Origin of the sequence: Phyllobacterium sp. NPDC097923, from assembly GCF_044760925.1 — a bacterium.
Lineage (GTDB): Bacteria > Pseudomonadota > Alphaproteobacteria > Rhizobiales > Rhizobiaceae > Phyllobacterium > Phyllobacterium calauticae.
Genome location: NZ_JBIWBL010000001.1, coordinates 1,937,418 through 1,959,416, shown reverse-complemented (window position 1 = coordinate 1,959,416; position 21,999 = coordinate 1,937,418). Strand labels below are relative to the sequence as shown.

The 21,999-nt window shown below is 59.1% G+C and carries 20 protein-coding genes; 8 read left to right on the top strand and 12 right to left on the bottom strand.

What is annotated here, in order from left to right:
* Positions 1–19 precede the first annotated feature (19 nt).
* Both ACIQWS_RS09970 and ACIQWS_RS09965 read left to right on the top strand, forming a co-directional pair.
* On the top strand, positions 20–862 hold the full coding sequence (locus ACIQWS_RS09970) for a DUF1932 domain-containing protein (protein ID WP_403175818.1): 843 nt from the start codon (positions 20–22) through the stop codon (positions 860–862).
* A 146-nt stretch (positions 863–1,008) separates the two neighbouring features.
* Entirely contained in the window at positions 1,009–1,857 is an 849-nt protein-coding gene (locus ACIQWS_RS09965; RefSeq protein ID WP_403175815.1) for a universal stress protein, read from the top strand.
* 39 nt (positions 1,858–1,896) lie between these two features.
* On the opposite strand, the gene ACIQWS_RS09960 is transcribed toward ACIQWS_RS09965, so the two are convergent.
* The 5 genes from ACIQWS_RS09960 to ACIQWS_RS09940 form a co-directional block, all read right to left on the bottom strand.
* Positions 1,897–3,039, bottom strand: coding sequence for a PQQ-dependent sugar dehydrogenase (locus ACIQWS_RS09960; protein ID WP_403175813.1), 1,143 nt, complete (start codon positions 3,037–3,039; stop codon positions 1,897–1,899).
* 100 nt (positions 3,040–3,139) lie between these two features.
* A complete protein-coding gene (locus ACIQWS_RS09955) occupies positions 3,140–3,550 on the bottom strand; it encodes a DUF2147 domain-containing protein (RefSeq protein WP_223613047.1) in 411 nt (136 codons plus the stop codon).
* A 193-nt stretch (positions 3,551–3,743) separates the two neighbouring features.
* A complete protein-coding gene (locus tag ACIQWS_RS09950; RefSeq protein WP_403175806.1) occupies positions 3,744–6,857 on the bottom strand; it encodes an efflux RND transporter permease subunit in 3,114 nt (1,037 codons plus the stop codon).
* Entirely contained in the window at positions 6,854–8,095 is a 1,242-nt protein-coding gene (locus tag ACIQWS_RS09945; protein WP_403175800.1) for an efflux RND transporter periplasmic adaptor subunit, read from the bottom strand. Before ACIQWS_RS09945 ends, ACIQWS_RS09950 begins: the two co-directional genes overlap by 4 nt.
* A gap of 290 nt (positions 8,096–8,385) precedes the next feature.
* Positions 8,386–9,087 carry a response regulator transcription factor gene (locus ACIQWS_RS09940; protein ID WP_403175796.1) on the bottom strand — a complete coding sequence of 234 codons (702 nt, stop codon included), beginning with the start codon at positions 9,085–9,087 and terminating at the stop codon, positions 8,386–8,388.
* Between the two features lie 131 nt (positions 9,088–9,218).
* On the opposite strand from ACIQWS_RS09940, the gene ACIQWS_RS09935 reads away from it, so the two are divergent.
* Together ACIQWS_RS09935 and ACIQWS_RS09930 are read left to right on the top strand one after the other, a co-directional pair.
* Positions 9,219–9,902, top strand: a complete 684-nt coding sequence (locus ACIQWS_RS09935) for a response regulator transcription factor (protein WP_403175791.1) — start codon at positions 9,219–9,221, stop codon at positions 9,900–9,902.
* Positions 9,889–11,280 carry a sensor histidine kinase gene (locus ACIQWS_RS09930; RefSeq protein WP_403175785.1) on the top strand — a complete coding sequence of 464 codons (1,392 nt, stop codon included), beginning with the start codon at positions 9,889–9,891 and terminating at the stop codon, positions 11,278–11,280. The genes ACIQWS_RS09935 and ACIQWS_RS09930 overlap by 14 nt, the downstream gene beginning before the upstream one ends.
* Here ACIQWS_RS09930 and ACIQWS_RS09925 read toward each other — a convergent pair.
* From ACIQWS_RS09925 to ACIQWS_RS09905, 5 genes are all read right to left on the bottom strand, one after another.
* Entirely contained in the window at positions 11,265–12,005 is a 741-nt protein-coding gene (locus tag ACIQWS_RS09925; RefSeq protein WP_346306590.1) for a polysaccharide deacetylase family protein, read from the bottom strand. The two genes, ACIQWS_RS09930 and ACIQWS_RS09925, sit on opposite strands and share 16 nt — an antisense overlap.
* Before the next feature lie 120 nt (positions 12,006–12,125).
* The gene (gene bamA, locus ACIQWS_RS09920) at positions 12,126–14,504 is read right to left on the bottom strand and encodes an outer membrane protein assembly factor BamA (protein WP_403175777.1); all 2,379 of its coding nucleotides are present in this window, start codon (positions 14,502–14,504) and stop codon (positions 12,126–12,128) included.
* Positions 14,505–14,716: 212 nt separating this feature from the next.
* Positions 14,717–15,358, bottom strand: a complete 642-nt coding sequence (locus tag ACIQWS_RS09915; protein WP_403175770.1) for an invasion associated locus B family protein — start codon at positions 15,356–15,358, stop codon at positions 14,717–14,719.
* Between the two features lie 199 nt (positions 15,359–15,557).
* Positions 15,558–16,817 carry an ATP-binding protein gene (locus tag ACIQWS_RS09910; protein ID WP_403175766.1) on the bottom strand — a complete coding sequence of 420 codons (1,260 nt, stop codon included), beginning with the start codon at positions 16,815–16,817 and terminating at the stop codon, positions 15,558–15,560.
* The gene (locus tag ACIQWS_RS09905; RefSeq protein WP_403175761.1) at positions 16,814–17,539 is read right to left on the bottom strand and encodes a response regulator; all 726 of its coding nucleotides are present in this window, start codon (positions 17,537–17,539) and stop codon (positions 16,814–16,816) included. The genes ACIQWS_RS09910 and ACIQWS_RS09905 overlap by 4 nt, the downstream gene beginning before the upstream one ends.
* 216 nt (positions 17,540–17,755) lie before the next feature.
* Between ACIQWS_RS09905 and ACIQWS_RS09900 the strand changes: the two genes are divergently transcribed.
* Positions 17,756–18,394: a hypothetical protein gene (locus ACIQWS_RS09900; RefSeq protein WP_403175754.1), complete on the top strand. Its 639-nt coding sequence runs from the start codon at positions 17,756–17,758 to the stop codon at positions 18,392–18,394.
* A 317-nt stretch (positions 18,395–18,711) separates the two neighbouring features.
* Here ACIQWS_RS09900 and ACIQWS_RS09895 read toward each other — a convergent pair whose 3' ends face one another.
* Positions 18,712–19,185 carry a VOC family protein gene (locus ACIQWS_RS09895; RefSeq protein WP_346306597.1) on the bottom strand — a complete coding sequence of 158 codons (474 nt, stop codon included), beginning with the start codon at positions 19,183–19,185 and terminating at the stop codon, positions 18,712–18,714.
* Positions 19,186–19,290: 105 nt separating this feature from the next.
* On the opposite strand from ACIQWS_RS09895, the gene ACIQWS_RS09890 reads away from it, so the two are divergent.
* Positions 19,291–20,028, top strand: a complete 738-nt coding sequence (locus tag ACIQWS_RS09890) for a pentapeptide repeat-containing protein (protein WP_403175750.1) — start codon at positions 19,291–19,293, stop codon at positions 20,026–20,028.
* Between the two features lie 80 nt (positions 20,029–20,108).
* Here the strand turns inward: ACIQWS_RS09890 and ACIQWS_RS09885 are convergent, their stop codons facing one another.
* Positions 20,109–21,038 (bottom strand): LysR substrate-binding domain-containing protein, encoded by a 930-nt coding sequence (locus ACIQWS_RS09885; RefSeq protein ID WP_403175741.1) that lies wholly within the window; start codon positions 21,036–21,038, stop codon positions 20,109–20,111.
* 134 nt (positions 21,039–21,172) lie between these two features.
* On the opposite strand from ACIQWS_RS09885, the gene ACIQWS_RS09880 reads away from it, so the two are divergent.
* Positions 21,173–21,688: a hypothetical protein gene (locus tag ACIQWS_RS09880; RefSeq protein WP_403175736.1), complete on the top strand. Its 516-nt coding sequence runs from the start codon at positions 21,173–21,175 to the stop codon at positions 21,686–21,688.
* Between the two features lie 32 nt (positions 21,689–21,720).
* Positions 21,721–21,999: a metal-sensing transcriptional repressor gene (locus ACIQWS_RS09875; protein WP_346306601.1), complete on the top strand. Its 279-nt coding sequence runs from the start codon at positions 21,721–21,723 to the stop codon at positions 21,997–21,999.

Here is a 21,999-nt window from a genome sequence, read left to right as displayed (position 1 = left end):
ATCATTTGAGGATGAACTCATGCCGACAACCATCGCCATCATCGGAGCCGGGGCCATGGGCAGCGCCGTCGGGCAACGCCTGATACAGGGCGGAGCCCGCGTCCTTTCCTTTACCGAAGGGCGAAGCCAGCGGACACTGGACCGCGTCCGGGCGGCGGGCATTGAACCGGCAGCCATCGCCGATATCGCAAGGGCCGACCTGATATTTTCCATTGTTCCTCCGGCGGAAGCGGTCGGCGTCGCGCACGGGTTCGCAACGGTTTTGTCGGCAGCGGGTGCCAAAGGCACGTTCATCGATTTCAACGCGATCAATCCGCTTTCGATGCGCGAAGTCGCATCAGTTCTGTCCGGGACAGGGTGGGATATACTCGATGGCGCTATTATCGGCCTGCCGCCGAAACCCGATAATGCAGGACCGAAATTCTATGTGAGCGGCGGTGACGAGGGGATTGTCAACCGTCTCAAGGCGCTCGGCTTGCGGACCCACCGCGTCGACGGTTCGATCGGTGCAGCCTCCGCCCTGAAGATGGTCTATGCCGGCATCAACAAGGGACTGGTCGGGCTTGGAACGACCATGCTGCTGGCCGCAGCCGGATCGGGTTCCGCGGCAAGCCTGCACGCCGAGATGGCGGAGAGCATGCCGGAGCTTCTCGCCCGTTTTCAACGCTCAATACCCGATATGTACCCTAAGGCCTATCGATGGGTTGCCGAGATGGAAGAGATTGCCGAGTTCCTTGGACCTGACGATCCCGGCGCAGCGCTTTTCCACGCCATGGCTGAGGTTTTTACCAGGATGGCCGGTGATCAGAACGGCGATGGACGTCTCGCTTCAACACTGGATGGTGTGCTTGCCGGGAAGTAAGCCGCAAGGCGAATGACACCTGACAGGCAGGTGGTCAAGCATTTCAACCATATCGACAATTTAACACGCCGCACGCCCCATGATGGGTGACAAATGGAAATCCCGATACCATATCTTGAGAAGGACATGGTTCAAGGAGTATTCCGATGCTTTCCGTGTGGCGTGATATCGTCGTTTTCCTGGATGCCTCTCTCCCCGGCGAGAAAGTTGGTGCGCACGCGGCGCGCCTCGCCAAGAAGCATGGGGCTTATCTCGTCGGTGTTTACGGTTTGACGCGGGCCGCCTACGGCTCGGCATCCGAAAATTTTGCGCGCGGGTCGGAAGCAATCCGACAGGTGATCGTTCGCCAAAGAAGCGCTGACGAGAACAAACTGATCAGGTCGGGCCGGCACTTCGCCCGGATAACCGAAGCCGAGGGCGTCGGTTCCGAGTTTCGTGTTGCATGGCAGGACAGGCTTGATGACCAGAACATGGTCCGAGGCCTGAATGCGGACCTCATCGTTGCCGCACAACCGCCGCTGGGTGATCTTCCGATGAGCTGGTCGGCCGAACAATTGCTCCTTGCAACGGGAATTCCCGTTCTGGTTGTTCCGCGGGAGTGGGATGGAGGGAGTATCGGTGACAAGGTGGTCATCGCCTGGAATGGCAGCCGGGAGGCGCGCCGGGCGGTTTACGATGCCATGCCGTTTATCGTGACGGCAAAGCAGGTCACGATACTGGTCATCGAAAACGGTCGCGCTGCGGCCGATTGCAATCATGAGCCGGGCGCGGATCTCCTGAGCCATCTGGCTAAGCACGATGTGCCGGCGACCGTTCTCGTCGTTTCGTCAAATGAACCGGTTGCTCACGCGATTGTGCGGGAAGCCCGTGGGGTAGGGGCAAATCTGCTGGTCATCGGCGCCTATAGTCACCCGCGCTCCACCGAAATCCTGTTTGGCGGCGTGACGCGTTCGCTGTTGTCCAACACCGAACTGCCGATGCTCATATCGCGGTGAGCATTGCGTCAAAGCAACGGCACTGACGATGCCATGCTCCTATTTCGGCGTCAGCCGCAGCAGGCGGCCGTTGCTTTCGTCTTCGATCAGCCAAAGCGCGCCATCCGGTGCCACGGCGACATCGCGGATGCGATGGCCAAGCACCCATCGGTCCGCTTCCCTGGCACCGCCATTGGCATCGAAGCTGATCCGCACGAAGCCCTTCTCGACCAATCCGCCGATAAAGGCCGAGCCTTTCCATTGCGGGAAGAGGTCGCCCTGGTAAAATGCAAGACCGGCGGGAGCGATGACCGGCGTCCAGTAGACAAGAGGCGCTTCGAATTCCGGACGGGTATCATGGCGCGGAATGGGTGTCCCATTGTAATTGTCGCCGTTGGAGACAATCGGCCAGCCGTAATTCCGTCCCGGCTTCAGGAGGTTGAGTTCATCGCCGCCCTTCGGACCCATTTCATCCAGCCAGAGCCTGCCCTTGGCATCAAAGGCAAGGCCGTAGGGGTTGCGATGCCCGAGGGTCCAGATCTGTGCCCTGATGCCGCCTTGCTTGGCCCAGGGATTGTCGGGAGGGGTCGATCCGTCGAGATTGAGCCGCAGCACTTTTCCCAGCGCCTGATCGGGGTCTTGGGCGGTGTCTGGCCGCATGCGATCCCCCGATGTGAGGAACAGGTGCCGACCGTCAGGGGAGAACGCGATAATTCCGCCGGGCTGGCCGCCGCTGCCCTTCGGCATCTGCCGCCAGATGACTTCCAGCCCCTTCAATGCGGCGGTCTTTCCGGTCAGCGAGAGTTCGGCGCGGGCGAGGGCGAGACTGCTGCCGCCAGCCCCCGGTTCCACGTAGGTCAGGTAAATGACGGGTTTCTTTGCAAAATCCGGCGCGACCGCCACGTCGAGCAGGCCGTTCTGGCCACTATAGGCCACCTTGGGAACGCCGCCAATCTCCGTCTTGCTTCCCTCGCGGGTAACGAGAAAAAGCCGGCCCGGCTTTTCCGTAACAAGCATGCGGCTGTCGGGGAGGAAGGCTATGGCCCACGGCGTATCAAAACGTGCAACGGTCGTTGCCGTGAAAGGGGTGGTGGTGCTCGGTGCATTCCTGCCCGCATTGACGGATGGGGCAGCCCATGCAATCGGGCTTGAACCGGCAATGCCAAGGATTGCAAGGACGACAGCTGCAGCACGACGACTCATGAAAGCCCTCCAGTGAATGCCGGTTAATGCCTCACGTTGCACATAGGTGTGCTGTCGGCGGCATGCAAGCGCTGGCCAGCGGATAGAGGTTGGCGGTGACTCAGTCGGCGCGGCGCCAGACCGAGACCTTGCAGATCAATCCGCCAAGGACGCAGCCGGACAGTTCTATGCCCTGGTCCGAAACCTTTGCCTTGCCCGTATAGGTCTGGCCATTTTCTGTGTTGTAGAGGGTTCCGGAATAGGTTCCTTCGCCGTTTGGCTTCAATGTTACGGCCTGAATGCCGACAACAGGCCGGTTGCGCTTGGACGCATCGGGATTTTTCACATCGTTGACGGGCGCGCTCATCCAGACGACCGTGCCGCAAATCCCGGCGCCGCAGTCACTCAGCCGAACCTTCGTGCGACCGGTATCATTGACATAGGTTCCGGCGATATCCTGTGTCTCGGCGACGGACTGGCCAGTCAGCGCCGCAAGGAAAAGACACGAGAAAATAGCGTTTCGCACAGTCATCAATGGGTATCTCCTGGCCATCACGGGCCGTTGGGTTTGCAAGCCGGTTAACAACCGTATCCTGCGCACCCTTACAGGACAAGTATGGCATTCCTGTGCACACAGGGCGCGCGGCCGCCGCCACGAGGAGAACAAAACAATCAGGCGTGCTCTCCGGTCATCCCGAGAGCGACGCCTGAAAATATATTCTGTATCAATGGGTTAGAACTGTTCCTTTGCTGGGAAGCATGTCAGGCGTTGTATCGTCCAGCGCATAATCCTTTTTGCCCGAACCGCCGAGCGCCAGATATATGACCGGCGTCGTAAAGAGCGTGAGGATCTGCGAGACCACAAGTCCGCCGACGATGGCAATGCCAAGCGGCGTGCGCAGTTCCGCGCCGGGGCCTGTGCCGAGCGCCAGGGGCAATGCGCCGAGGAGAGCGGCCATGGTCGTCATCATGATCGGCCGGAAGCGCAGCAGGCAGGCCTGATGGATCGCCTCGGCCGGGGCCAGACCCTGATGGCGCTCGGCTTCCAGGGCAAAGTCGATCATCATGATCGCGTTCTTCTTCACGATCCCGATCAGGAGAATGATGCCGATCATCCCGACGATGGACAGGTCCTGGCCGAACAGCAGCAGGGCCAGCAAGGCGCCGAGACCGGCCGAGGGCAGGGTGGATATGATCGTCAGAGGATGAATGGCACTTTCATAGAGAACGCCGAGCACGATGTAGACCGCTATGACCGCCGCCAGGATGAGCCATGGCTGGGTGCTCAGGGAACTCTGGAAGGCCTGTGCCGTACCCTGGAACGTGCCGGTGACGGTGATCGGGAGCCCTGCCTTCAACTCCGCGGTGTGGATGGCCGTCACCGCGTCGCCGAGGGCTATGTTGGGCTTTAGATTGAAGGAGAGTGTCGTTGCGGGCATCGATCCCTGATGATTGATCGTCACCGGCGAGACGGTTGTTTTCACCGATGCCAGCAGGCTCAGCGGAACGAGCTGGTTCAGCGTCGACGAGCGCACGAACAGATGATTGAGTGCATCGGTGGACAGGCTGTAGCGCGGGTCAACCTCGAGCACGATGTGGTTCTGACTGACCTGCGTGAACTGGGTTGCGACCTGACGTTGTCCGAAGGCATCGTAGAGCGTGTCATCGATGGCCTGAACACTCACGCCGAGACGCGATGCGGTGGCACGGTCGATGTTCAATGTCGCGCTCGTGGCTTCGTTCTGCTTGTCGGAGATCACGTCCTGGACCTCGGGCAATGAACTGAGGGCCTTGGACATGACCGCAGCCCATTTGGTCAGTTCGTCCGTATCCTGGGCCTGAAGCGTGTACTGGTATTGCGATGCCGATGAGCGGCCGCCGACCTGAATATCCTGACGTATCCGCATGCCGAGGGTCAGTCCCTCCATGCCCGCGACGGCTTTCTTCAGGCGCGCTATGACCGCCTGGGCGGTGCTGCGCTGGCCGAACGGCTTCAGATTGATCTGGACCTGTCCCACGGCGGTGGAAGGGCTGGGGTTGATCCAGTAAGCCACGTTGTCGACGGCCGGATCCCGCATGATGATGTCGCCAAGGTTCTGCATTTTGACAGACATCGCATCGAAGGAAATATCTGTTGCTGCCTGTGCCTGCGCCTGGATGAAACCCGTATCCTGTTCGGGCAGGAATCCCTTGGGGACGATGACGTAGAGCCACACCGTCAATACGAGGGTGATGCAGGTGACGACGAGCGTGATGTTGTGATGCCGGAGAACGAAATCCAGTCCGCGACCATAGGCGCGCGTGATCGAATTGAACAGCCGCTCGGACCAGTTGAAGATGCGCCCGTGCGATGTGTGTTTCTCGTCGCGGATCAGCCAGGCGCACAACATCGGCGTGACGGTCAGGGATATCAGGCCGGACATCAGGATCGCGACGCTGACGGTAACGGCAAATTCGCGGAACAGGCGCCCGACAATGCCGCCCATCAGCAGGATGGGGATGAAAACGGCAACAAGCGATATGGTCATCGAAATGATCGTGAAATTGACTTCACGCGCGCCTTCGATGGCGGCCTGCAGCTTGGATTTTCCGTTTTCGAGGTGGCGCACAATGTTCTCGATGACGACGATGGCATCGTCCACGACAAAGCCGACGGCAATCGTCAGTCCCATCAGCGACAGATTATCCAGACTGTAGCCGAGAAGGTACATGACGCAAAACGTGCCGAGCAGCGACAGCGGGATGGTTATGCTCGGAATGAGCGTGGCCCAAAAGTTTCGCAGAAATGAAAAGATGACCATGACCACGAGCGCGACGGTGATCAGCATCGTGATCTGCACGTCGAACACCGATGCGTCGATGATCTGCGTGCGGTCGCCGACGACTGACAGTTTGACGCCAGCTGGAAGCCCGGCTTCCAGTGCGGGCAACCTGGCCTTTATGTTGCTGATTGTTTCGAGAATGTTCGATCCGGCCATTTTGTGAACGTCGATCATGACCGAGCGTTTCGTCTGCAGCCACGCAGCCTGCTTGTTGTCTTCAGGCCCTGCGATAACCTTGCCCACATCCTTGAGGTAGATCGGCGCGCCGTTGCGGTAGGCGATGATGGTGTTGCGGTAGGTCGGAACATCGACGATCTGGTCCGTGGCGTCGAGGACGGTGGTGCGGCCGTCGCCGCTGATCGAGCCTTTGGGTGTATTCACTGTCTGGCTGCCAACGATGCTGCGGACATCCTCCAGAGTGAGCCCGCGTGCGGCCAGTCTGTCCGGGTCGATCTGAATGCGCACGGAGGGACGCTGCGGTCCGTGAAAATCCACGAGCCCCACACCGTTCATCTGCGATACCTGCTGTGCAACGATGTCTTCAGCGTAGTGGTCGAGTTCGGTGAGCGGAAGGCGGTCGGAGGTCAAGGCCAGCGTCAGCACGGTGGCTTCGGCGGGGTTGGATTTATGATAGGTGGGAGGGCTTGGCAGGCTCTTGGGCAAGCTGCCCGCCGCCGCGCCGATGGCCGCCTGGATATCCTGCGCTGCGGCGTTGATGTCCCGCGACAGATCGAATTCAATCGTGATGTTGGTCCGGCCCGAAGAACTGGTCGAGGTCATCTGATTGACCCCGGAAACATTGGAGAGCTGATTTTCCAGCGGCGTGGCGACCGATGTTGCCATGGTGTTGGCACTGGCGCCGGGAAGGGTGGCTTCCACCTGAATGGTTGGAAAGTCCACCTGGGGCAGCGAGGCGACGGGAAGCATGAAATAGGCGACCGCGCCAAGAAGCATCATTCCCAGTGCAAGCAGACATGTTCCGACGCGGCGGCGGATGAAGACCTCGGAGATGCTCATGGCTTTGTCTCCGCAGCGCTTGCAACATTCGGTTTGGCGTTCTTTGCCGAAATCAAAGCGCCGTCGCTCAGGCGGGATTGTCCGCTGACGACGATGTCCTGTTCCGGCCCGAGACCGGATTTCAAGGCGGTAAATCCGCCCGCAGTGACACCCGCTTCGACGGAAACGGTCGCCACCTTGTTATCGGGCTTCACAACGAAGACGTACGGTCCGCTCTGCCCGTTCTGGATCGCCGAGGCGGGTGCGGCGATGACGTTGCGGTCCGTTCGTGTTACCACCCGCGCCGTCACCAGCTCGCCGGGCCACAGGCTCATGTTTTCATTGGGAAAGGTGGCCTTCAGCTTGATCATGCCGGTATTCTGGTCCACCTGGCTGTCAATGGCGGTGATCTTGCCGTCAGCAAGATGCTGCCGTCCATCACGGCTGTCGACGGCGACCGTCAGCTCGCCGCTGTTCTGGCTGGCCAGGAGATCGGGAAGGTCGTCCTGCTGCAGCGAGAACTGGACTGCAATCGGTTTCATCTTGGTGATGGTCACGAGACCCGCGGCGTCCGATACATGAAGCATCGAGCCTTCGTCGACCAGCTTCAGGCCGGTGCGGCCGCTCACCGGCGCAGTGATCGTCGCAAATTCCAGATTGAGCTTGGCGGCATCGATAGCGGCCTGATCGCCGGCAATCGTTGCTTCCAGAATAGCCACCTGACCTTTGGCGGTATCGGCGATCTGGACTGCACCATAGCCCGAACTCGATAGCTTGGACGCGCGGTCATAATCGGCCTTTGCAACAATCAGCTGGGCACTGTCCTTGGCCAGCGTGGATTGGGCACGGGCGAGTTCGGCTTCATAAGGGCGCGGATCAATCCGGGCCAGGACGTCGCCGGCCTTGACATCCTGACCTTCCTGAACGGCCAGATTGAGCAGCTGGCCATCGACCTTGGTTCGCACCGTCACGGTGGACAGCGCTGTCACGGTGCCGAGGGCGGAACGTTCAATCGATAGATCCCGAATGTCGGTTTTCCCGGTGGTGACGGGGATAGCAGTCGGCGCGGAAGCCGATTTTACCGGGAGACCGTTCAGAGACGACCAATAGTGCTGTCCGGCGAAACCGGCTGCGGCCAGCATGACAAGGCCGCCGATCACAAAAAACCGGCGGCGGCTGCGGCCACCCGGCCTCGGCTCGGCGGGCTCGTTCAGATGACCATCGTCCTGACGGAATTCATTGGGGCCGCGGTTCAGCATGGGCACGCACCAAGATAGGCAACGGCGCAATCAACCGATGGCGAGCGTGCCGCGTGAGCAGCACATGACGGCCCATTGGGTCGTTTTCGGCCAACGTGCCCGATAGGCCAGAACCGGCGGGGGTTCTGTACAGAAACAACAGCGTCTAATTCCATCTTTGGCACCACCGAGGCAAGAAAATGCGGCAATCAATTTTGCTGCTGCCCCGATAATGGATGCCTGGTCATGCTCTCGACTTCGCGCGAACATGAAATGTATTTTAGAAAGTGCGCGCCGGGCACGGTGTGAGGTCAATCGCCGCCAAGCGCCTGGTCTTCCGGCATCCGCCCGATGAGATAACCGGCACCGGCGATGGTATGCAGAATGGACTCTTCGAAACCGGAGTTCAGCTTCTTCCGCAACCGGTGAATATGCATGTCGACGATGTTGCCCTTCGGCTCGAAATCATAATCCCACGCCGCCTCGAGCAGCATGGACCGGGTAACGACCGCATTGGCATGCTGCATGAGCGTGCGCAGAAGAAGAAATTCGCGGTTCTGCAGGTCAATGGCGGAACCGGCGCGCGCGGCCTGACGCTTCTTCACGTCAAGCGTCAAATCTCCAACGCTCAGTATATCGGCTCCAGCCGTCCGGTCGTTTCGTCGCTGCAATGCCTGGACACGGGCAAGAATTTCCGAAAATGCATAGGGCTTGCCGAGATAGTCATCGCAACCGCTGCGCAATCCCTCAATCCTGTCCTTGGCGGTGGCGATGCCGCTGAGCATCAGCACCGGCAGGTTGATCTTCTGCCGGCGCAGTTCCGCAACGACGGCCAGACCGTCCAGGCCCGGAAGGATGCGGTCGATGATGGCCACGTCATAGATGCCCTCCATTGCGAGGGTCAGCCCGAGTTCGCCGCCCGCTGCATGATCGGCCACGTGGCCGCTTTCGTTCAGGCCGCGCGTCAGGAAGCGCGCCGTCTTTTTGTCATCTTCGACGATCAATATTCGCATGGATGACGTTTCCATTTATAAAATGCATTTAATGTTTTGGCGAAGTCGCATCAGGGTCGCACCAATTATGGTGTATAGCAAAGGCCCGCCTCTCAGATTCAATCTCAATTGGGCGTTTTCATGGAGGTGACGTGTCGACAATTCTTGTAATCGAGGATGATGTCCGGACAGCGTCCGAAATCGAAGCGGCGCTGATCGACAATGGCTGTGCCGTCAAAATAGCCGCCGATGGCCGAGCGGGGCTGCTCGAAGCCGTGACGGGCAAGTATGATGCCATCGTTCTTGACCGCATGCTGCCGGGAGAACTGGATGGGCTGGGCGTCCTGTCGACCCTGAGAGCTGCCGGCATCCACACGCCGGTGCTGATCCTGAGTGCGCTTTCCGCCGTGGACGAGCGGGTCAGGGGATTGAAGGCAGGGGGCGATGACTACCTGACCAAGCCGTTCGAGTTCCTGGAGTTGACGGCACGCATCGACGTGCTGGCACGGCGGCGGTCGGTCGCCATGCCGGAAACGTCGCTTCGCGCCGGTGATCTGGAAGCCGATCTCCTGACCCATACCGTGAAGCGGGCCGGAAAACTCATCGATCTCCTGCCACGAGAGTACCGGTTGCTGGAATACATGATGCGCCATGCGGGCCAGATCGTGACCCGTACAATGCTGTTTGAGGAAGTCTGGCACTATCGTTATGACGAGCCGACGAATGTCATCGACGTTCATGTCAGCAAGCTTCGCAAGAAGATCGAAGCCACCGGAGCAGCGGCGGTGATCAGAACAGTCCGCGGCTCGGGATATGTGCTTGATGCGCCTGATTGAACTCGTACACACAACAAGTTTCCGGCTGGCTATCGCTTTTCTGGTTCTCTTTGCAGTCGCATCAGGGGCGCTGTTTGCCTTTCTTTCATGGGAAACCCGCGACTTTCTGACAGACCGCACGGATGAGTGGCTGCTGCGGGAGGTCACTACCTTTTCCCCGCTTGACGATCAGGCCATCACGTCGCGATTGGCGACGAGGGAATCCGTGAACGCCGTCAAGGAACGCCCGATTTCCTTGTTCGACCCGCACGGTGTGCTTCTTGCAGGCAGCCCGATGACTTTGCCTGCAGCGGATAAGACCAAGCCAGATCCCCACAATTTCGCGACATTGAGGGCTGGCAAACGTGCGCATTTCCGCGGGGTTATGAGGTCATTGCCATCCGGCAACACGCTTCTCATTGCGCAGGATGTCGGGGAGCTGCGCGAATTCAATGATGTCCTCACCAACGCCATGATCCTGGGCGCTGCCGTAACGGCAGCCCTGGGCTTGCTCGGTGCGGCGTTTATCGGTGCCGGTTCCGTCAGGCAGATCCACACGATTTCAGATGCGACCCGCAACATCATGAGCGGAGATCTGACACAGCGGCTGCCCGCCCTGGGCGGCAGCGGCGATGTGCGCCGGCTGGTGAAGGTCGTCAATTCGATGCTCGATGAGATCGAGCGGCTGATGCACGAAGTGAAAGGGGTTTGTGACAATATCGCGCACGATATGCGGACCCCGCTGACGCGCATGCTGGCGGGGCTGGAGCGTGCCCGCCGCAGGGCGGTGACTGCAGATGAATATGCCGAGTATGTCGATGGTGCGATTGTGGAAACGCAATCAATGTTGAAGACGTTCAGCGCGCTCCTGCGTATTTCGGAGATTGAAGACGGTGCGCGCCGGGCAGGGTTTGTGCCGGTGGATATGAAAACCGTGGTATCGGATGCGGTGGACCTGTACGAGCCGCTTGCCGAGGAGCGCGGGGTCGAACTGTCCGTTGATTTCGGTGCGGTTCCCCTCAGCATTCTCGGCGATCCTAGCCTGCTGTTTGAAGCCGTCGGCAATCTTGTCGACAACGCCATCAAGTTCACGCCGCGAGGCGGCGCCGTCAAAGTCAGCCTGGACGGGCATCTGAAGCGGCCGCGGCTTTCAGTGGAAGACACGGGCCCCGGCATTCCCCCACAGGAAAAGGAACTGGTGCTGCAGCGGTTTCACCGGGGTGAAAGAAGCCGCCATGAACCGGGCAATGGGCTTGGCTTGAGCCTCGTGGCGGCGATCGCGCGCCTGCATGGCATCGACTTGAGCCTTGGGGAGCAGAAAACCGGCTGCAACGTGATACTGGAGTTCAACAGCCATGAGCAGGGGCGCACGCCAGGGCAGGTTCAGCCGGCGTCATAATCCTTGATCCGGCCAAAGGTATAACCCCGGGCCTTCAGTCCTGTGATCAGCGCTTTCAGATTGTCCGCACCGTTGAACATGTCCTGAAACATCTCGTCATGCATTAGAAGTATCAGCTTGTTGGGCTGGGCCAGTTTGCCGAAGCCGAAGAGATGATCGATCTCGCCGAGCAAATGATCGACGGTCTGGACGGGTTTGCCGCTGTTCTCATGGACCCATTCGTGATCCCAACCGTAGAGAAAATAACCGCTCGCCGCGACAAATTCGAAGTCCGGTTCTTCACGCCGGTCTTCCGGCTTGCCAATCGACAGATCGTCCGATGACAGGTCGGGAAGGCGGAAGACATTGCGTCCCGGCAGACGCGCATGGATTGGGTTGCCGGTCAGCCCCAGCGACGTGTTGGCGCGCGCCAGGTCGGCCAGCAACTCCTCAACGGAGGAATAGAAAAGGCGATAGTGATTGTTCGCATGGGTGTAGCTGTGGTTGCCCACCGTGATGAAGGGTATCGACTTGGCCTTTGTCACCAGTGCTGCCCGTTCGCTGCTCGCGTCGGCATGCAAGCCCACCATGAACATCGTGGCCGGAACGTTTTGCGCTTGAATGACGTCCAGGATGTTCGACGTTCCCTCAAGCGGGCCATCGTCGAAGGTAAGGTATATCGTTCGTTGTGCGAAAGCAGCGGACGAGAATATGCATAGGATCAGGCACAGAAATACGGTCCGCATGGGTTTCTCTGAAACGGCAGCAAAGTACAATGTGATTGCTTTCAGCAATTGGTACGCGGATTTGTTTCATGCGGGGCGGGAGACTGTCAAGCGAGACACTGGCGCATATCAAACCAACCGTCAGAACTTGCTCGACATGTTGAAGCTGAAGTTCTGCACCTGGTCTCCATCGACTTTCAGCACGGGAATGGCGTAGTCAAACCGGAGGGGGCCGAATGGCGATGCCCACATGATGCCGGCGCCAACGGAAGCGCGCCATTGCATGTCTGTGTTGGTGGCGTAGGCATTGTCGCTGCCGAACAGGGTGGCGACATCGGAAAAGACAGCGCCCCTGATTCCAACGCTTTCGGGTATCAAAGGCACGGGGAATTGGGTTTCGGCGGTTGCATTGACGTAGGTCGTGCCGCCGACGAAACTGCCATCCGCATCGGTAACGCGGGAGTCGCGGGGGCCGATTCCGGCATAGCTGAAGCCGCGGATCATGTCGCTGCTGCTCTGGAACGTGTCAAAGACGCTCAGCCCGTTGTTGTCGAGCTCCTTGATGTAACCGCCGCCGACGCGAACGAGACCGACAATATCCTGCTGTGCCGACAGCGTCTTGTAGAAGCTGCTTTTGAAGGTGGTTTTGAGAAAGCTGGCATCGCCGCCAAGCCCGGCCGCCTCCTGTTCGAATTTCGCGTAGAGGCCGTCGTGCGGGTTCTTTCCATCATCGATGGTGTTGTAGACAAGTGACCAGCTGACCGACGACTTGATCCACGTTCCCTGACTGGCGGCATCGATATAGGCCTGCGACACCAGTGTCGGGTCAGGAACGCCGCTTGCGGTCAGGGCCGCATCGTCAATCGTTATTTTCTGTTGCGACAGGTTGTATGCCACGCCGGCGGTGAGATCCGTGCTGATCGGCAGGCCGAACCGGATCGATCCGCCCGTCGTGTCCGTCAGGTATTTGTCGGTTACGCCCGATTGCCGCTTGTAGATATCAAAGCCGGCTGAAATGCGCTGGCCGAGGAAATAGGGCTCCGTGAAGGACAGGGCATAGGACTGATAATTCTGGCTGTTGAAGAGCGTTGTGCCAGCCGACAGACGCAGATACTGACCGCGCCCAAGAAAGTTCTTCTCGGTAATCGAGCCTTCGACTGAGGGACCGGACTGATCCCCGCTGGTGGTGTAGCCGCCGCCGATCGAAAAATCGCCGGATGATTTTTCGACGACATCGACGATGAGCACGACCTGATCGGGCTGTGAGCCGGGTGTCGTCGAGATATTGACGCTCTGGAAAAAGTCGAGCCGCTCCAGGCGCTTCTTGGCGCGCTGGATCAGAACCTGATTGAATGCGTCGCCTTCGCTCACATCGAATTCACGGCGGATGACGTAATCCCGGGTTTTCGCGTTACCGCGGATTTCAATGCGTTCGAGATAGGCGCGCGGACCCTGGTCGATGTTGTAGACGACCGAAATCGTATGGTTCTGGAAATTGCGGTCGCCGCGCGGGTCGATCTTGGCAAAGGCATATCCTTGGCCGGCAACCTGCTCCGACAGCTTGCTGACGGAATCTTCGACTTCCCTGGCGTTGTAGGTCGTACCCTCCTTTGTGTGTACCAAACCGCCAAGTTTCGATGTATCGACACCGTCGACCGAACTCTGGATATCGACGCCGCCGAACGTGTACTTTTCGCCTTCGTCGACCGTAACGGTGATCGTATATTCATTGGTTGCCGCATCGAGATTGGCCGTCGATGAAATCACGCGGAAATCTGCGTAGCCGTGCTCGTAGTAGAACCGCTGCAGGATTTCTTCATCCGCCCGCATGCGCTCTTCGCTGTAGACGTCATTGCGCGTCAGCCAGGACAGGAAATTGGATCGGCGTGTCGTCATCAAATCGCGCAGCCGGCGCGTGTTGAAAGCGCGGTTGCCGACAAACACGATGTTGGCGATCTTGGTACGGTCGCCTTCGTTGATGTCGAAGACAACGTTGACGCGGCCGCCATCCAGATTCATGAGGCGCGAACTAACCGTCGCGTCATTACGGCCAGTATTGTGATAAGCAGCGCGGACAGCCTCGGTGTCGGCATCGAGCGTCTGCTGATCAAACGGGCTGCGCGGCTTCAACTTTACCGCCTGGGCAAGCTGCGTATCCTTGATCTTCTTGTTGCCCTGAAAAATGACCTGATTGACAATCTGGTGTTCAGACACCGTCACAATCAGCGCACCGCCGGACTGGGTGATGCGCACATCGCTGAACAGGCCGGTATTGAACAGCCGTTTGGTTGCCGCATCGATATCGGCGCTGGAGAATGGTTTGTCGGGCGTGATGCCGAGATTGTCCTTGACCGTTTGAGCATCCACCTGGGCATTCCCGCGCACGTCGATGCGGCTGACGGTTGCCGCCTGCGCCGCCGTCGTCCCTGCGACCGTCGCAACGATCGCTGCCGAATTTATCAGAACCGCTGAAATGGCGAGCGCCGACGCTGCACCAGTGAATTTTGAACTTGCCGCCATCAACTATCCAAACTCTGTCTTGTCATTCCGGGAAGGGCACTCAAGAATTGCGGCAACCGGATGCGCGCGTTGGGCTCGACATTCCCTGCGGGCGATGTCCAAAATCAGTCCGTATTGTCTCGAACTTTTGCTGCAGGCGGCCGTTTTGTAATCGAACGTTGCTGGTGGGTGGGCAGCACCGGAAACAGTTTTGGCACGGTGCAGCGAAGGTCCTATGGACGGATGGCCGCGCTCATCTTCTGGAATGCCGATTGAAACCCCTGCAGTGCGAACGGGAAATGCATGGCTTCGCCGGACCTGAGTATGATTGCGATATCGACCTGCGTGCTGGTTTGCAGCAATGCCAATTGCTGCTGATTGAAACGGATATCGGCAACGCACCCCTCCGGTATGCACGACATCAGGGGAAATTGCAGGGATGAGGTGCCGATGCGGATGGTAATGCCTTCCTGCAGCAGGAAGCCGGATGGCAGCATCACATGTCCGCGCACGCCGTTTTCATCAATGCCGTTGATCTGCAACAGTATTTTGCCGTCGGGAACCCGATTGTCCACAAGTGTCTGCGACAGGAAACAATCATTCCCGGCCTCCATTTCCTGGCAAAGCAGCGACCAGTTCTGGAATGTTTCCTCCTGCGACGGCGACAACAATTTCACGGTAAGCGGATCCTGCGGGCTCGCGTGGGCCTGTCTGGGTCCCGATGCCTGCCTGCGCTCGCTGAGCACCTGATCAAGCAGGGGTTTGTTGTCGACACCCGCTTGAGCGGACATTGGCAACAGTCCGGCAAGGGCGAAGACGAGGCAGGCGCCGCGCATGAACTTCGCACTGCTCCGGCATGGGTGATCTGGCGTCATGGCGTTCCGCAAATCGCTTTGCGCCGCATTCGAGCGGCCCGTTTAACCTGTACGGGCAACGGCTGGACCCTGTCGGTCCAACGGTGGCCTGTCGGTCAAAAGTTGCAGGACACGATGTTGAGAATGCGTTCCGCCGGTTTCAGAAGATTTCTGGCGGTCGTGGTTTCGTTAACCAGTGTTTCCCGTGCCGCCGGCCAAACTAAGCTTGCGGCCGCGTTTCGACGGTGAACAGGATGGTCTGGAGAAGGCCCGACGGTTCGCGGTTGGCAATGGTGACCGTACCGCCGAAACGCTCGATGATCTCCTTGGCGATTGCCAGTCCGAGACCGGCGCCAAGCACGGTCTTGCGCCGCGAACGGTCCGCACGGAAAAATGGTTCAAACACCTTGTCCAGGAGTTCGGACGGAATACCGGGCCCATTGTCGGTGATGGTGATCACAGCCGCTTGCTGCCGTTGTTCCATGACGATGTCAGCACCATTGCCATGGGTCGCGCCATTGATGATGAGATTGCGCAAGGCCCGCTTCAGCGCCAGCGGGCTCGCCGCAATCGACAGTGGCGCAAGGTTCTGGACATTCACCTTCATGTCCAGACCGGAAAGTTCGTCGGCTATCTCCCGCAGGGTCAGATCGAGCCGCGTGCTTGCGAATGTATCCCGGACTGTTTCCTCGCGAACAAGACTGATCGCGCTGTCGGCGATATTGCTGAGTTCCTCCAGATCATTCAGCCATTTCTGGCGATCGGGATCATCCGGCAGGAATTCGGCGCGCAGCCGCATGCGGGTCATCGGGGTGCGCATGTCGTGACCGGCGGCCGCAATCAGCCTCATGCGGCTTTCCGTGGCGGTTTTCAGCCTCTCCGACAACCGGTTGATCGTCTGTGCCGTGGCGCGGACTTCCTGCGAACCGGTTTCCGGAACATGGGGCAGGGTCCCTTCAGCGCTGACCGCCGTCACCGCATTGTCCAGGAGCAGGAGCGGCTTGGTGATTTTCGATGCGGCAAAGATGGATACGGCAGTGCTGCCCAGCGTGATGAGGGTTATCCATGCCGTCAGTATCCACCACATGCGCGGTGTCATATCCGGAACGTCGACAACCAGCCACATGCCTGTCCGCAGCCTGACCGAAGCGGCAAGGCCCTGCTGCCCGGCATTGCGGGTGACGATGACTGTCCGGGTAAGTCCGGTTTGCGCAAGCTCGCGCATGAACATGCCGGACAACCGCCTGTCGTCAAAGCCGGGGGCCTGCATGGGTTGTATTGCAAATTCCTGTGACGCCGCGCTGGCCGGATTTGCCTCGATCATGCGGATGACGGGACTGATCTTCTGGATGACCGGCGACAGCACGGCTTCGGGCGGAGGCCCGCGCAGCACGGTCACGGCGGTCAGCGTGGCCAGAAGCACCACGGTGACAATCGCCAGAAACAGCAGAAGAGCGATCCGGTTGCGCAGGGAGTTCATGGTTCGGCAGCAATGAGTTTGACGGGAACAGTCAGTTGATAACCGCCATTGCGCACGGTTTTGAACAAAGGACGCTGCTCGCAGTCGCCGAGTTTCTTGCGCAGGCGGCTCATCAGGACATCAATGGACCGGTCGAGCGGATCGCGGTCACGCCCCTGTGTCAGATCAAGCAGCTGGTCGCGGGACAGCAGCTTTCCCGCTCGTTCCAGGAAAACCTTCAAGAGGTCGAATTCCGCGCCGGTCAGATCGACCGCACTATCCGACGGACCGAGCACCCGGCGCAATCGCGGCTCGACGACAAAGCCGGCAAATTCGAACGTGCTGATTTCTTCCGCAGCCGGCTTGTCACCGTTTGACCGGCGCAGCACTGCCTTGATCCGGGCGGTCAGCTCACGCGGGTTGAATGGTTTGCTCATATAATCATCGGCACCGATTTCGAGGCCAATGATCCGATCGACGTCTTCCTTGAGCGCGGTCAGCAGGATGATCGGAACCTGCTGCCTCTGGCTGCGCATGACCCGGCAGATATCGAGACCGGACCCATCCGGCAGCAGGACGTCGAGCACAAGCAGGTCCGGGTTGCGCTCGGCGAAGAGCGCATCGAACTCGCGCCGGTTGGCGGCCACTGAGACGCGGAAACCCTGCTCCCTCAGATAGCGCCCGAGAAGCGAACGGATTTCGGCATCGTCATCGACGACCATGATATGGGCTGCAGTTTGCATCGCTCAACGCATTTCTAATCGCATCGCCGTTCCTAACGGTTTTTCCAAAGGCCCGGCAGAACAATTTTGTAACGAAACATTGCCGGATATGCGCTCGTTTACGTTCAGTTACAAAAATAAGGCCGCGAGCAAGTTTCCGAAATGATTGAGACGGATTTCCGACGCCCGCACGTTTCATGTTCCAGCAGCAAGACTTCCCCTGATGCGAGGTGACGAATGACACATACGGTTCTGACGGCGGGATTGGCCGCAGCGATGGTACTTGGCCTTTCAACGGGCTCGAGCGGGGCGGGTCCGATGGCTCGCGCGGATAATGTGATCCCGGATAAAACCGTTGCCCGCATCTCCTTCACCCAGCTCGCCCGATCCATTCTCGGTGACGATGACGATTACAACGGCGAGAATGCGTGTGGCGGGGAGCCGGCAGACAAGTCCGCTGTCCCTGAGCATAGTCGCGAGCGGCATGTGGGGCCGCCGAAGGATGGCGCCTTTCCCCTGGCAAGCTGGCTGTCGGCCCAGGAGACCATCGTCGGCATCCAGAGTGCGCAACTGGATGCCTGGAGACGCTATACGTCGACGCTCCTGGCGTTTGTCGATCGGTCGGCGTCTGGTCCCGGCACTGAATCCTTGCCGGAAAAACCAAGAGACGAACCCGGCAAGCCGCATGAAAGGCCACCATTGACGGCGGATCGCATGGCGGACCTTGCGATAGAGCGCGGTGCGAAAGCGCAAACGTTCAAGCAAGCCAGAACGGCATTGCTTGAGGTGTTGACGCCGGATCAGCAGGCGATGTTTCTCGATTCCGAGCGGAAACACCCGTGGGTGCCGCATCGTGTGCCGCCGCGGGCGCAATGAGCCGTTTTCCCGGGGCAGCGCCCGATTTTCATGGGATGGTTTGCAAATAGGCGGCACAGATGGACGCTAATCTGGTTTTAACGGCTTGCAGTCTGGCGATTGTGTTTCTCAAAGCGGCGTGCGCGCCCTATGTCCGGTCGGGGCTGGGTGTCTTGCGCATCCGCAGCAAGCGTGCGGATGCGGAGCCCGGCACCGGGACAGCCAAAGCCAGGACGCTTTAGTCTTGTCGGGTGCAGTAGATTGTTGGGCATGGCGACAAGCGGATGACGGCAAAGCGGCGCCGGGACATGGTCGTCCTTGGCGGTCGCGTTGCAGCGTCAACCACGCCGGGCTGCCTCGATCGCGGCGACGTCGATTTTCTTCATGCCCATCATTGCATCGAACGCGCGCTTTGCTTCGCCGCCGCCAGCCACCAGCGCGTCGGTCAGCACGCGCGGCGTAATCTGCCAGGAAATCCCCCACTTGTCTTTGCACCAGCCACAGGCGCTTTCCTCGCCGCCATTGCCAACGATGGCATTCCAGTAGCGGTCGGTCTCCTCCTGATCGTCGGTGGCGATCTGGAACGAGAAAGCTTCGTTATGCTTGAACACAGGGCCCCCGTTGAGACCGAGACAAGGAATGCCGGCAACCGTGAAATCGACCGTCAACACGTCGCCCTGTTTGCCGGATGGGTAGTCGCTGGGTGAACGAAACACGGCACGCACCGTGCTGTCAGGAAACACCCCGGCGTAGAAGCGGGCGGCTTCCTCGGCATCCTTATCGAACCAGAGACAAATCGTATTCTTTGCCATTGCGTGATCCTTTCGCTGTGGAACTAAGTTTTCCGTCTTGTTTGAGCCTTCCATGCGCATAAAACAGAAGCAGATTTCGTAACGCGGAGCCAAGGGGCGAATAAAATGACCAATGAAGCTTTAGAGACCGCGTTGCAATCAGCCGGTTTGATCGAAAATCTGAGCTTCAATGGCGATGACGTGAGTGAATATCACATCGTGGAAGTGCAATTCCGCAATTGTCATTTCAAGAATTGCAACTTCGACCTGAGTAAAATCCATTCGTCCGAATTTATCAATTGCCGTTTTGTTCATTGCTCATTTCGCGAGGCCGAATTTCAAAACTGTTCATTCTACGATGAGATCGAGCAAACGGGATCCCAATGGTCGTTTTGCAATCTGACCGAAGCCAAATTTTCACGCAGCAATTTAAGCCTGAACAAACTTGATAAATGTGATGCTTATCTCCTCGAGTGCATGGAATGCGCAGCCAGCGGTATGTCATTGGAAGTTGGGGTCCATCGAGAGGTCGGCAAACGGATCCTGACCGGGGGCGTGCGCTTTTCCGATTGCAAAATGCAATATGCCGTTTTTGTCCCTGGAAACTACGAGGAGAGCAGGTTTGAACATTGCGATCTCCGCGATGTCTCCCTCGCGGGAAGCAATCTGACCCGAACAAGTTTTATCGGTTCCAGCATCAACAATATCGATCTGTCGGGGGCCACGCTCGACAATGCGGTTCTCGCAAATGCAACTTTCGATGAGATCGACCTGGCGTCGATGTTTTCCTATAAGGCAATGGTGGTGAGCCGCGACCAGCACGAGAATATTCTGGCGTCGATTGGCATCGTGACGCTCAACTGACCCCGGGATTGCCGCTTCCTCGGGAAACCGGCCCCCATGTCTGCGCATTGTCATCTCGCGTGTTGGGCTTGTCGTCCTTATCACTGCGGCTTGTTGCCGGCACCCGGGCGGCTCTTCACGTGATCGATGAAAGCGCGCAGTTTCGGCAGCATTTGATGGCGGCTGGGATAATAGAGATAGACACCCGGCATCATCGGCGCGAACTGTTCGAGCACCCCGATGAGCTTGTCCGCTTTCACCGCGCTGGAGGCGACGGGCCCGGGCACCTGCGCGAGCCCCAATCCTTCCACCGCCGCACCAATCACCGTCGGCATGTCGTTGGCGATAAAAGGCCCGGAAACCACGACGTCCACCGGTTCGTTGCCGCTGACAAAGGACCAGGGAGCGATCGACCCGTTCGAGCGGCGCATGCGGATGCAGGCATGATAGCGCAGATCGTCGATGCGCTCCGGCCGTCCCCGCCGGTACAGATAGTCGGGGCTGCCGACCACGGCCAGCGGGAGCGACGGCGTCAGCTGCACCGCGATCATATCGGCCTGGATGAACTGGCCGAGCCGGATGCCGGCGTCAAATCCCTCCGCAGCGATGTCGACCAGCTCCGCGCCCGTGGCGATCTCCACCTCGACATCGGGATAGGCTTGGCAGAAGGAAGCGATCAGCGGCTCCAGCAGGATCGGCACCACGGCCCGGGGGGCCGCAAGCCGCAGCAGTCCGGCCGGTCGCCGCCCAAGATCGCGTGCAATCTCGCTTGCCGCAACAAGTTCTTCGAAGGCGGGTTTTGCGCGCGAAAGGAACCGTTCGCCGACTTCGGTCAAGCCGACACTGCGCGTCGTGCGGATGAAGAGTGCCGCGCCAAGACGGGACTCAAGCGTGCGTACCGCCTGGCTGATCGCAGACGGCGTCACCGCAAGATCCGCAGCCGCCTTGCGGAAATTGCGGTGCTGCGCGACGCTCAGGAACGCCTCGACGCCGTCGAGTGCGCCCTGCCTGACTGTGAAGTTGCGTTTCATAACCCGTCAACATTATCGCGAATAGTCGATCGCGGGAAGCAGTCCTATACCGGTATGCAAGTCAGGGCATCACGCGGCGGCCGGTCATGGCCGCCATGTCATCTGACATCCGGCAGAATGGATAGGAACCCAAAATGTCCCCGGCATTCATCTTCAATGTGCATCTGGTTCTCGGTTACATCCCGTGGCTGCTTTGCTTTGGCGCCTATGTCTGGCCCAGGCTCAAGTCCATGGACCAAGCCGAGGCGCAACGTGCCATCGCCACGCTGCACAGTTTTCGCTTCTTCGGTCTCGTCTTCATGATTCCGGGCGTTGTTGGTCCCAATCTGCCCTCCGACTTCGCGACAGTCGCCGCCTATGGCGACTTTACCACCGGCCTGTTGGCCATGCTGGCTCTTCTCAGCGTCAGAACGCGCCCGCTCTTCCAGCTGTTTGTCGTTGCATTCAATCTGGTGGGGGCGGCTGACATCCTCATTGATTATTATCACGGCATCCAGCTCGGTCTTCCCGCGCTCGCAGGGCAGTTGGCCGGCGCGTACTGGATTCCGATCATCTATGTCCCCCTGCTGATGATCACACACGTCGCCGCATTGTATTTGCTGATGCGTTCTCCGCTCCACCTCGTCGGATATCCTGAGCCCCGCACTTGACCATATCCCCCCTGGGGGGATATGAACGCCTGATGAACATTGATCAAAAGCATTCCCACCACAGAGAAATAGCTCTTCGCCTGAAGCGGGCGGATGGCCATTTGAAGAAAGTCATCGAGATGATCGAGACCGGCCGAGCCTGTGTCGACATCGCTCAGCAGTTGCACGCTGTCGAAAAGGCCATCAGTCAGGCCAAGAAAACACTGATTCAGGACCACATCGATCATTGCCTGGAAGATGCCGTCAGTTCGATTTCGACTGAGCAGCGCGGTTCGATTGATGAGTTCAAGACCATCACCAAATATCTGTAA